This is a genomic window from Leclercia sp. Marseille-Q4284 (assembly GCF_916618945.1).
Taxonomy (GTDB): domain Bacteria; phylum Pseudomonadota; class Gammaproteobacteria; order Enterobacterales; family Enterobacteriaceae; genus Enterobacter; species Enterobacter tamurae.
Window position 1 is genome coordinate 1058464 of the sequence record NZ_CAKAKG010000001.1, and the last position, 12832, is coordinate 1071295.

Sequence of the window (12832 nt, forward strand, 5' to 3'; positions counted from 1 at the left end):
GTCTAAGTATTATGCATAAGGAAAATGCGTTATTGTAAAAAGCAAGGTTACTAATTCACTAATAATAAATACCCTTACTTCTCCCAATTAAAATGTATTATTATTTACTGCAATGTAAACAGTCTCTATTAGGATGCTTCAAAATTTGGATAAATCAATTTTAAAAAACATCATATCTCTTTTTTTAGTTCAGGGTGTAGGTTATATTTTACCTCTGGTCACTCTTCCATACCTCGTCAGAGTCTTGGGGCCCGCAGGCTATGGTAATTTAGGGTTCTCATTAGCATTAATTCAATATTTTATACTGCTGACGCAATATGGATTCGATTTTTCGGCTACTAAAGAGATAGCTATCCATAAGGATAACAAAAATAAAGTCAGTGAGATATTCTGGTCAGTTATTTACTGTAAAATTGCGTTATTGATTTTAAGCGGAGTTATATTATTAATCGCTATGCAGTTTGTGCCGCTTCTTAAAAAGAATGATGATATTGTTTTTGCATCTTTCGTTAGCGTAATTGGAATGGCATTTTTACCTTCATGGCTCTTTCAGGGTAAAGAGAAAATGGGGCGCATGGCCATTTATAATATAATAGCCCGGACTTTAACGTTGCCTGCAACATTTTTACTAGTACAGTCCCCGCAAGATGTCTGGATTGCTGCATTAGTAACAAGTTTTGGGATAGTACTGGCTACATTGTTTAGTCTGATTATTGTGTACCATGAACGTTGGGTAGATTTTCGCAGGCCAAATATAGAGCATATTAATGAAGCTATGACCGGGGGCTGGCATATATTTTTATCAAATATAGCAGGTAATTTGTATATCAATAGCATTCCAGTTTTTTTAGGTTTCATGACCAAGCCTGAAACTGTTGGGCAGTATGTTGCCGCTGATAAAATCAGGCAGGCAGTTCAAGGATTGATGGGGCCGGTTACGCAGGTATTTTATCCTAGAATAAGTGCGTTGATGTCAAGTGACAAAGTTAAAGCAATAAGATTAATTAAAGGTTTGTTTAAAATACAATGCGCGGCGGCATTTTTGATTTCATTGTGCATATTTATTTTTGCCGAAAAAATAATACTGGTTCTATATAGTAAGCAATATACTGAAGCTGTTTTTTTATTGAAGTTGATTTCACCCCTGGTGTTCATTATCAGTATAAGTAATGTTCTGGGAGTGCAGGGTATGCTGACGATGGGTATGAAAAAGGCATTCAGTAAAATTGTTTGGCTTGGTGCCGTAATTAACACACTAATCATATTCCCATTTATATATAATTATCAGGCAGAAGGTGCAGCTATTTCTGTTTTAATTACGGAAGTGTTAATTATGTTGTTAATTATCTACAAGGTCAGAAATATATGGAGTGACTTATAATGCCTGCTCTAGGTTGTGTAGTTGTTTGGTACAATCCATCAAAAAAAGAATTAAATAACATTAAGTCTTATTATGCTCATGTAGATAAAATTTATATAGTCGATAACTCCGATAGAGATAATTCCGGTTTATTGAACACTCAAGACTTTTCTGCGGAGAAGATCGAATATCATCCAAATCTAACTAATATTGGTATTGCTTCTGCATTAAATAAAGGTTGTCTATTTGCGATTGAAGATGGGTTTGAATGGGTTATGACAATGGATCAGGATTCAACTTTTCCTGAGCATGAAATAACAACGTTAGTTAATGAGTTTGAAGCTAAAGTAAAAGTCTATAAAGATATCGCGATAGTTGCACCGAGAACATCTGATTTACAACCCCATGGGTTCGTGGAAAAAGTTATCACTTCAGGGAACATCGTTAATCTTCACGCCTACAAGCAAGTTGGTGGTTTTGATGATGAGCTTTTTATCGATGAAGTAGATCATGATTTTTGCTTTAAATTAATGCAGGCTAACTATAAGATTTTTCTACTTTCAAATGTGCGCATGGCTCATTCCTTAGGGAATAGTAAAATCCATAATTTTATATTTAATTATAAATTTCATGTAATGCATCACAGTCCAGTAAGGAAATATTATATTATTCGAAATCGATTAGTTGTGAGAAAAAGATATCCTGCATATACACGTAGATATATAAAAGATAATATTCACCTCTTGATTAGCATTATACTTTTTGAAAGCAATAAACTTGAAAAGATAATTAATGTTGCTAGAGGGTATTTTGATTATAAGAAAAATAAATTGGGAAAAATAAAATGACGAATGTTATACCTGATAAGAGGGTAGGCGCAGTATATTGATTCAATCTATGTGAGACAAAATACATCCCCTCACTAACTAAACGAAGCACATATCCACTATACACTTTATTAGTTTAGAAAAAAATTCGGGCGTAAATATTTAATAATACCGAATGAAAGAATATCATTTTTTTCATCATCGTGCCTGTGGTGCTTTCGATCCTGAGTCTTTTAAAATCATCTTTTGTAGAGCATGTCAACTTTACATAATTTTATTACAGCTATGTGGTTTAAATTTTCGAACCGGCAGTGTTATCTTTAAACCTTATTTAATTTATTAAAAACTAATTATGAAAGCTTATATTATTGTCGCTCTTTATTATCCGCACTATTTCGAAAAAGTAAAAAAAGAGATATTTGCTATCTTTAATAAAACGGATTTTCATGTTTTATTTGTAGACAATAGCGGCAAGCTGCTCCCTCAAAATGAGTCTGAAGGAAATATAAATTGGCTTAGAGGCAGCAACGTAGCGGGTGAATTTTCAGCTTGGGATGAAGGTTATGCATTTCTGGCGGAAAACAGTACGCCACGCAGCGATGATATCGTTATTTTCATGAATGATACTTTCTGCCACCATCGCTTTTTCACTTTCTACGATAGAATACTCTACCGCAGGGCGATAGCACACTGCGCCTGCAATAGTTTCTATGGCGAGTTAAATAGGACTGGCGCGGTCTTTTCTGTCAATGAGCTACCATTGACCGCATGGATCTCATCCTATGTTTTCATGAGCCGTATGGAAAACATCGATAAGTTGCTTCCTTTGAACTATGCGTCGACAATTAGTAACAAACACCTCGCCCAAATCGAGAGTGGGCTGGCACAGCGGAAGGTAGATGTACCCCTCTTTTCGGAAAACCTTAACCAGCATCTTAGTCACTGGCTTTTTCCGGTTAGCGGCAACGGATGGTACAAAGCGGGTAAAATCTCTCCAGCAATTCTCTTGTTCAAGCTTAAGGCTATCATTAATGAAAAGTTATTGACCCATAAGGCGCTTAAAAGCGATCTCTTTGTAGAGGATATCTATAAAGGGAAACCGGGCAGAATATATAACTCGCTGCGCAATAGACTTTACATTTTTTGCAAACGCCATAAATGATAATAAGTGACATAAATTGATGAATACCAATAACATTGAAATAAGCGCTCCGGGCAGAAAATATTCCAGATTCGCATCACTATGTTTACTGATCATACTCCTTGCGATGACCCTAAACGATTTGCCCTTACAGCAATTTTTAGGCACGCTAGGCGCAAGTCCTATGTGGGCCGTAACATTGATAATGTTTGTGTTATTTGTTATTAATAATAAATTTTATCTATATTTAGATAAATACAGTCGTCTCTTTATGATTTATTTTTTGGTGACCTTTAGTATATCCTTTATTCAGTGTGTCTATTATTATTTTGCTGAAGGGACTATGTTAAACGCTTATGGTGTGTCTGTCCTTAACAAGCATTTCTTTGCTTCTTCATATTACTTTTTCTATTTCTTGACAGTTTTCTGTGCAGGTTATGCGCTGCTGTCGGTATCTTGGGATTTTTTCGCAAAATCTATTATTTTGATTGCTTTTTTTCTGACAGTTATTATTGCTGTCGAATATGTTATGCCGAATGTACTCGCACCAATCCATTTGAGCATGGAGGGATATGAGGTTGGTTCACGCCTGCGGGTGTTATCACCTGAACCGTCAATAGCGGCTTTCACGTTTAATATCTTTTTATTGCTGGCAATAACACTCAGTAACGTCAGCATCGTCAGGCTCATCCTTTGGGGCGCGCTGCTGGTAGGAAACCTGCTTATTGGCTCTAAGTCCTCGTTGATGTTGATGATGCTTGGCGCGCTTCTGGTCTTCTATTTTAATATGACGTTAATACAGAAATTAAAATCTCTCATTGTGCTTGTTCCGGTTGCTGCAGCGGCAGTATATATTTTTCTTAACAAAGTATTGCCTGCTTTGACAGTAGATATAGAAAATTTCACCAGCGTGAGCACACGTATGATCACCTCGTTATGGGCGATCTGCAGCTTGTTCTTTTACCCCTTGGGTGAAGGATATGGTACTTACACCGCCTGGTTTGTCGATCCTCTCAATTTTGCGATAAGCTTATCCAGTGGTCTGGTACCTTTTCAACTTAACCTGCTCGAAATTAATAATATGATTGATACCGGCGATTATCTAGCCGCGAAATCTGGCATATTGTTTTCTATTGTTCATAGCGGATTTATAAGCGTCATATTTTATTTTATGCTTTACAAAAATGCTTTTCTGGATATTAAGGCCAGTAACGCTGGTCACTATCATAAAATAATGCTGCGCGTAACTATGTGGTACTCTCTCCTGTCAATTTTATTAGCTGTAAACATGGAGGTACTATATACATTTCTTTTGCCCTTTATCGTTGTGAATAGTTTAAATAAAAAAGTATTAAGAGCAAATAGCGTTGAGCAGCATTAAGACAACATATCTTGTTCAATAAAGAGCTGAATAATGCGGCTATGCTCTGACAACAAAACCGATCGTTATTTTTAGGAACTGCTAACGGCGAAAATTTGAGCAGACTGACAATGATAACGATGAAAGGTAACGCTGACTATACGCCTACTTTAAAGCGAGCTTTATACATTGAATTTAATTAATTAGAGCCATCACCGGGTAAATGATAATGGGAAAAATGCTTTATATATCAATGTCTCTGGAAAGTTCAAACTATGGCGGGAGTATTGTTTCCAGGGCAAATTTAAAGGCATTGAAAGCCAACGAAAGCCTGCAGATCAAAGAGATCGCGATAGTCAGGAAAAAAGAGCATAACTATGCTTGGGAATTACTGGCTAAGAGCTCAAAAGTTCAGACAGCCATAAACAATTTATGTGGCTTCGCGGGTAGGCTAAATGCTGAAATTTTCAACAAAATTAAAGGAATTATTCAAGAATATCAACCGACTATTCTATATCTTGATTCAAGCCTATTGGGAAGCGTAGCGGAGTGGTGTAAAAAGAGAAATCCTGCTATCAAAGTAGTCACCTTTTTCCATAATGCTGAAGTTGATTTTGAAAAGGATCGCCTTAAGAGTGGTAAAATCCATTATTTACCATCGTTTTTTTCAACAACCGTAGCAGAAAAAAAAGCAGTTAAATACAGTGATCTATTGATAGCCCTGCATCAGGCCGATTCGGACCGGCTTTTTAAGCTCTACCAAAGGAAAGCGGACTACTGCGTCCCAGTTTGCATAGTAGATGAGCCCATCGCGGATAGTGTGCTTTACGGAACTGATCTCGCGCAGACCAAGCCTTTCATTGTTGGCTTTATCGGCACAGCCTTTTATGCGAATACTGAAGCTGCGAAATATATCTCTCGACATATTGCCCCCGCGTTTGCTGAGGATAGCCAAGTACAATTTGTTATCGCTGGTAACGGATTCGAGAATTACGCAGCAAAATTAGGCAAGCCCAATGTCGTCATCAGCGGCTTTGTGGAGTCGCTGGAAGATTTTTATAAAAATGTTGATGTAATTTTATCACCCATATCCATTGGTGGGGGCATGAAAGTTAAAGTTGCTGAAGCACTTAAATACAATAAAAAAATCATCGCTTCAACTTTTACTCTGATTGGGTACGAGCAGTCGCTGACGAGTCCTGATATTATCAGCTGCAGCAGTAAAAAAGAGTACATTACAGCCATTAGACATGCCAGAGACACACGGATTAACGTTTCATCAACAAGGAAATTATTTAAGAAATATTACTCTGATCATGCATGTGAAGAGTATTTTAAAAAAATATTTAACTGACAACTGTTTAATGAAAATTAGAATTTTATTTTTTTCAAAGAGGTATATGTGCGTATTCTAGAAGTAAGTAAGCTGTATCCTCCATTCTGGGGGGGGATCGAGACGGTGGTTTATGATATATCGACAGTACTGAACCAAGAAGGCTACGCTGTTGATGTGTTATGTGTATCGGAAAAAAACAACTCTTCAAAAGAAGTTATCGATAACGTAAATGTTTATCGGTGCGCCAACCTCGTCCATTTGGCAAGTACTTATATTTCTTTTGAATTTATCAAGTTCTGGCAAAAAATAAGAAATAATTATGATGTTATTCATATTCATTTGCCCAATCCTCTTGCGCTACTTGCTTTTTTATTATTTAAGCCGCGTAAAGATAGTAAAATCATTGTTCATTGGCATAGTGATATAGTAAAGCAAAAATATCTTAAAATTCCATTTATCCCGCTGCAGAACTATTTACTCTCTCGCTGTTATAAAATTATTGCAACCAGCCACGTGTATGCTGAAGCTTCGGAGGATCTTCAGAAATATCTCAATAAGATTGAAGTTATCCCTATCGGTATCGATGAAGAAAAGATGGTTGCTACACCAGAGGCTGTCGCCCATATAAAACAACGTTATGCCGGAAAATTTGTCATTTTCTCATTAGGTCGTCATGTCTACTATAAAGGCTTTGAATATCTTATCGAAGCTGCAAGATATCTCGATGAAAATCATATTATTCTTATTGGCGGTCAGGGTGAGTTAACCCAGGAATTAGAAGCGAAGATCAAAGAGTATAAACTCCAGGACCGGGTAAAAATGTTGGGACGCATTTCTGCTACGGAGTTGCCGGCCTACTTTAATGCAGCGGATGTGTTCTGCCTTCCTTCTGTCGAGCGCTCTGAAGCCTATGGTGTGGTGCAACTTGAGGCGATGGCTTGCGGTACGCCAGTTATCTCCACTGATATCCCGGGCTCCGGTGTCGCATGGGTCAACAAACATGACGTGACGGGATTAGTCGTTCCGGTGAAAAACGCACAGGCATTAGCAGCAAGTTTTAATTATTTGCGCGAGCACCCAATTAATAGAAGACAAGTACAAGAGTATTTTAAACAGCATTATACTAGGTCCAAAATGGTTGATTATCTCATCAAGGTTATAGAGGGAGCTTAATATGAAAATATTACCGGTTATTATGGCAGGGGGTTCCGGAACACGCCTCTGGCCCCTTTCGCGCTCTCTGTATCCAAAACAATTTTTATCATTAGTAGAAGATGCTTCGTTACTGCAGGCTACTCTGCTACGGCTTAATAGCCTGGAGTGCAGCATCCCTTTAATTATCAGCAATAATGAGCATCGCTTTATCGTTGCTGAACAACTACGCCAGGCGGGAATTAACGACTTTGACATCATTCTCGAACCTGTCGGCCGCAACACGGCTCCGGCTATTGCCCTTGCAGCACTACATGCATTAAAAGATGGTGACAATCCTATTATGCTGGTGCTGGCTGCTGATCACGTCATCCAGAATGTCGATGCGTTTTGTAGCAGTGTAATTCAGGCGCAGACGCAGGCGGCGGAAGGTAAAATGGTCACCTTTGGCATTGTGCCCTCACGGGCTGAAACCGGCTACGGCTACATTCGCCAGGGCGAGGCAATTGATGAGTCGGTCTACAAGGTTGATAAATTTGTTGAAAAACCTGATCAGACCACCGCAGAATCCTATTTACGTGACGGGCACTACCTGTGGAACAGCGGAATGTTCATGTTTAAAGCCAGCGTCTATCTGGCAGAGCTGGAAAAATTCCGGCCCGACATCCTTAACGCCTGTAAGCTTGCGATGGCGGGTGCATGCATCGATCTTGATTTTATCCGACTTCAAGAAGCTGTTTTTGCCGCTTGTCCAGATGACTCGGTTGACTATGCCGTAATGGAAAAGACCAGCCACAGCGTCGTTGTGCCAATGGATGCACAGTGGTGTGACGTTGGCTCCTGGAGCTCGTTATGGGACATCTCTACCAAGGATGACAATGGCAACGTTACTCACGGCGATGTCATCTATCACAATAGCAATAATAATTATGTTTATGCTGAAAGCTCGCTGGTGACCACAATTGGCGCTGACGATCTGGTAATTGTACAAACGAAAGACGCGTTGCTAATTGCAAAACAGGATCAGGTTCAGGACATAAAAAAGGTTGTTGACGTCCTAAAGCGTGAAAACCGCAGCGAGCATATCTCTCACCGCGAAGAGTATCGCCCTTGGGGACGTTATGACTCGGTCGATCAGGGCGGCCGCTACCAGGTCAAACGTATCACCGTTAAGCCAGGGGAGCGCCTCTCCACACAAATGCATTATCACCGCGCAGAGCATTGGGTGGTTGTTGCCGGGACTGCTAAGGTCACGCGGGGCGATGACGTTTTCCTGGTTTCTGAAAATGAATCAATGTTTATTCCGGTAGGGGTCGTACATACGCTGGAAAACCCTGGAAAGGTGCCGTTAGAAGTAATTGAAATCCAGTCGGGAACCTATCTTGGTAGTGACGATATTGTGCGCTTCGATGATAAGTATGGTCGTATTAAGGACAATAAATAATGTTAAATTCCAGACATATAATCGCCAGCAGTAATATTGCGTTTGGAACCAGCGGCGCACGAGGACTGGTCGTCGATTTTAAACCTGAAGTCTGTGCTGCATTTGCTCACGCTTTTATTGATGTTATGGCGGAAGATTTTATATTTGATACCGTCGCGTTATCCATTGATAACCGCCCGAGCAGCTATGCTATGGCCCAGGCATGCGCTCAGGCCATCATCGCTAAAGGGCTTAAGGTGGTTTACTACGGTGTGATCCCAACTCCTGCGCTTGCTAACCAGTCTTTGCAAGACGAAATCCCTGCCATTATGGTTACCGGCAGCCATATCCCATTCGATCGTAACGGGCTAAAATTTTACCGTCCCGATGGTGAGATCACCAAAGCTGATGAGCTCAGCATTTTGCAGCGCGAGTCTGCTTTTAGCATTGCCCTACCACTGCCTGAGTTGACGGCGTCTTCATTGGCCGCCGATAACTACATGGCTCGCTATACTTCTCTGTTTGCTGCCGATACGCTGGCGGGCAAGCGCATCGGTGTTTACGAGCACTCCAGTGCTGGACGCGAGCTGTACGCCAAAATGCTGACCCAACTCGGGGCTGAAGTGATTAGCATTGGCCGAAGCGACGAGTTTGTACCTATCGATACCGAAGCAGTCGCAGAAGAAGATAAAGTAAAAGCCTTGAAATGGGCAAGCGGGCTTAAACTCGATGCTATCTTCTCAACTGATGGCGATGGGGATCGTCCGCTTGTGGCTGATGAACAGGGCGAATGGTTGCGAGGCGATATCCTGGGCCTGCTTTGTGCAAAGGCGCTGCGTATTGAGGCCCTGGCAGTTCCGGTCAGCTGTAATACCGCAATTGCAAAATCCGGCCTGTTTAAGCATGTCGAGCTAACAAAAATTGGTTCACCCTATGTCATTGCGGCTTTTGCCGGGTTAAGCGCCGATTACGCTCGTATCGCCGGGTTTGAAGCTAACGGGGGTTTTTTACTCGGTAGCGATATTACCTTTGGCAATAATGCGATTACCGCACTGCCTACTCGCGATGCCGTGTTGCCGTTCCTGATGCTCTTAGCCAGCGCCGTGTCCGCAAAGGTTCCGATGTCGCATCTGTTACAGGACCTGCCGCAGCGATTTACCCACTCAGATCGTATCCAGAACTTCTCCACGGCGCTGAGCAAACAGATTATTGCTGATGCCCAGCAGGCTCCGGGCACTTTTATGCGTTCTATTGGTTTTAGCCTGGGCATCAAAAGTGTGGATACCACTGATGGCCTGCGAATCACCTTCAGTGATGATGCGGTGATCCATCTGCGTCCATCGGGTAATGCCCCTGAGCTGCGGTGCTATGCTGAAAGCAGTAGTGCGCCTGCCGCAGCGACGCTGGTCGAACATACGCTTACCCAACTGAAAAAGCTATCGGAATAATATTTATTATTAATTTGTATAAAAGAATAGGGCAACATACTATGTTGCCCTATTTTTAACCGACCCAGGTTGATGGAAAATATATGATTGCTACAAGATTGCAGGGGATTGAGGTATTAAGAGTCTTTGCTATATTTATGGTAATTTTAATTCATTCAACGCCGGAGTATACAGATGGTGCGGAGACGAATGTAGCTGCACTGATATTACAGTCAGTGTCACGTGCAGGATTTATCTGCTTTTTTATCATTAGTGGTTATTTTGCACTTAATGAAAAAATTGTTAGCTTGAAAAAATATTATTATAATAGATTTGTCGCTATCGTTATACCTTTCTTAATTTATGCCTATATTCATTATTTTATGTTGCACTTTAATTTTGGCCGGGACGATCATGCCCTTTCAGGTTTCTTTTCATTGACCACCGTAACTGAGTTCCTGCATGCGGTCATTATCGGACCCGCTTTGCATGGTTCAATGTTTGTTTCACTTCACTTCTGGTTTGTTTACTGGATCTTGGGGGCCATTACGGTTGCGCCCTTTGTAGGCTACGTTATTCAGCGCCTTGAGCCAGGCATCAGACTCAAGGCCATCGCTTTCTTACTCTGCATTAGCTGGTATCAGCTCTATATCAAACGCTACTTCCCGGACGCATACATCATTACGTTGCCTTTTATTTCAGATGGCTGGTTCATCTATTTCCTCATCGGTGGACTTATTAATGGCTTGGATCTTACTAAATACAAGAAGTATGCCTACGGGCTCTGTATTACAGGTTACGCACTAACGCTATTTTTGACTTGGTTCAACTTTACAGTGGCGGGTAATAACCAGGCACCGTACGGTATCGACATTAATATGGTACTTTGCGCCTGCGGTTTTTTTATAGTTTTCCAAACTCTACGGGAGGGGCCGTTAACACGATGGATTGCAAAAGCATCAAGGCACACCTATGGTATCTATTTAACGCATGTGTTTATGATGTATTTTGTCAGTGGTTTCACCAAAAAGGCCACCAGCAGCGATATCATTAATTCCGTATTCACGGCGGTGATGGCTTTTATACTCGCGCTAATCTTTTCCTTTATTATTGATAATGTTTTTGTTTTAAGATTGTTAAAAAAATTAAAGTTTGGTTAGACTTCATCATTGTATTTAATATCATCAGTTTTGAGGTTCCCTTTTACGAAGTAAATGCAGGCTGATGCTATTCAAAAGCGCCTAAGATAGGTTAACATCATAACAACATTTATCTGCGTTATGATTCGCAGTGACCACACCTGACAGGAGTATGTAATGTCCAAACAACAGATCGGCGTCGTCGGTATGGCAGTGATGGGGCGCAATCTGGCGCTGAACATCGAAAGCCGTGGTTATACCGTCTCCGTTTTCAACCGCTCCCGTGATAAAACCGAAGAAGTGATTGCCGAGAATCCAGGCAAAAAACTCGTTCCTTTCTATACGGTGCAGGAGTTTGTTGAATCTCTGGAAACGCCTCGTCGTATCCTGTTAATGGTGAAAGCAGGCGCTGGCACTGATGCAGCCATCGACTCGCTGAAACCGTATCTGGAAAAAGGCGACATCATCATCGATGGCGGTAACACCTTCTTCCACGACACTATTCGTCGTAACCGTGAACTGTCAGCTGAAGGGTTTAACTTCATCGGTACCGGTGTATCCGGCGGTGAAGAGGGCGCGCTGAAGGGCCCATCCATCATGCCTGGCGGTCAGAAGGATGCCTATGAGCTGGTCGCGCCAATCCTGACCAAGATCGCTGCGGTTGCTGAAGACGGTGAGCCGTGCGTAACCTATATCGGTCCGGACGGTGCAGGTCACTATGTGAAGATGGTTCACAACGGTATCGAATACGGTGATATGCAGCTGATTGCCGAAGCCTATTCTCTGCTGAAAGGCGGTTTGAACCTCTCCAACGATGAACTGGCGCAAACCTTCACTGACTGGAACAACGGCGAGCTGAGCAGCTACCTGATCGACATCACCAAAGATATCTTCACGAAGAAAGATGAAGAGGGTAAATACCTTGTTGATGTGATTCTGGATGAAGCGGCGAACAAAGGTACCGGTAAATGGACCAGCCAGAGTTCACTCGATCTGGGCGAGCCACTGTCTCTGATCACCGAATCGGTCTTCGCACGTTATATCTCCTCTCTGAAAGAGCAGCGTGTTGCAGCATCTAAAGTGTTGACCGGTCCGCAGGCGAAGCTGGCAGGCGATAAAGCTGAATTTATCGAGAAAGTCCGTCGCGCACTGTACCTGGGTAAAATCGTCTCCTACGCGCAGGGCTTCTCTCAGCTGCGTGCCGCGTCTGATGAGAACAACTGGGATCTGAACTACGGCGAAATAGCGAAGATTTTCCGTGCCGGTTGTATCATCCGTGCGCAGTTCTTGCAGAAAATTACTGATGCGTACGCTGAAAATGCGAACATCGCTAACCTGCTGCTGGCACCATACTTCAAGCAGATTGCTGATGATTACCAGCAGGCGCTGCGTGACGTTGTGGCTTACGCAGTGCAGAACGGCATTCCGGTGCCAACCTTCTCTGCTGCAGTCGCGTATTACGACAGCTATCGTGCTGCCGTGCTGCCTGCCAACCTGATTCAGGCGCAGCGCGACTACTTCGGTGCGCATACCTATAAGCGTACCGATAAGGAAGGTGTGTTCCACACCGAGTGGCTGGATTAATCTGATTTAACTCAGTCACGTAGCGAGACCCGGTGAACGTCACCGGGTTTTTTTTATTCGCAATATCCCCGTGTTACCTCACC

General features: G+C 41.9%; 10 protein-coding genes. All 10 read left to right on the forward strand.

From position 1 onward, the window contains the following. The first annotated feature begins 145 nt into the window (after positions 1–145). Positions 146–1381: a flippase gene (locus LG383_RS04790; protein WP_225758456.1), complete on the forward strand. Its 1236-nt coding sequence runs from the start codon at positions 146–148 to the stop codon at positions 1379–1381. Continuing rightward, the gene (locus tag LG383_RS04795; protein ID WP_225758457.1) at positions 1381–2208 is read left to right on the forward strand and encodes a glycosyltransferase family 2 protein; all 828 of its coding nucleotides are present in this window, start codon (positions 1381–1383) and stop codon (positions 2206–2208) included. Before LG383_RS04790 ends, LG383_RS04795 begins: the two co-directional genes overlap by 1 nt. 331 nt (positions 2209–2539) lie before the next feature. After that, entirely contained in the window at positions 2540–3349 is an 810-nt protein-coding gene (locus tag LG383_RS04800) for a hypothetical protein (protein WP_225758458.1), read from the forward strand. Between the two features lie 19 nt (positions 3350–3368). Beyond that, complete coding sequence (locus tag LG383_RS04805) at positions 3369–4709, forward strand: hypothetical protein (RefSeq protein WP_225758459.1); 1341 nt, start codon at positions 3369–3371, stop codon at positions 4707–4709. 208 nt (positions 4710–4917) lie between these two features. Further along, complete coding sequence (locus tag LG383_RS04810) at positions 4918–6042, forward strand: glycosyltransferase family 4 protein (RefSeq protein ID WP_225758460.1); 1125 nt, start codon at positions 4918–4920, stop codon at positions 6040–6042. A 48-nt stretch (positions 6043–6090) separates the two neighbouring features. Next, positions 6091–7197 carry a glycosyltransferase gene (locus LG383_RS04815; RefSeq protein ID WP_225758461.1) on the forward strand — a complete coding sequence of 369 codons (1107 nt, stop codon included), beginning with the start codon at positions 6091–6093 and terminating at the stop codon, positions 7195–7197. A 1-nt stretch (position 7198) separates the two neighbouring features. Continuing rightward, the gene (locus LG383_RS04820; protein WP_225758462.1) at positions 7199–8620 is read left to right on the forward strand and encodes a mannose-1-phosphate guanylyltransferase/mannose-6-phosphate isomerase; all 1422 of its coding nucleotides are present in this window, start codon (positions 7199–7201) and stop codon (positions 8618–8620) included. Beyond that, positions 8620–10047, forward strand: coding sequence for a phosphomannomutase (locus LG383_RS04825; RefSeq protein ID WP_225758463.1), 1428 nt, complete (start codon positions 8620–8622; stop codon positions 10045–10047). Before LG383_RS04820 ends, LG383_RS04825 begins: the two co-directional genes overlap by 1 nt. 83 nt (positions 10048–10130) lie before the next feature. Next, the gene (locus LG383_RS04830; RefSeq protein ID WP_225758464.1) at positions 10131–11186 is read left to right on the forward strand and encodes an acyltransferase; all 1056 of its coding nucleotides are present in this window, start codon (positions 10131–10133) and stop codon (positions 11184–11186) included. 156 nt (positions 11187–11342) lie between these two features. Then, positions 11343–12749 carry an NADP-dependent phosphogluconate dehydrogenase gene (gndA, locus tag LG383_RS04835; protein WP_225758465.1) on the forward strand — a complete coding sequence of 469 codons (1407 nt, stop codon included), beginning with the start codon at positions 11343–11345 and terminating at the stop codon, positions 12747–12749. Positions 12750–12832: the final 83 nt, after the last annotated feature.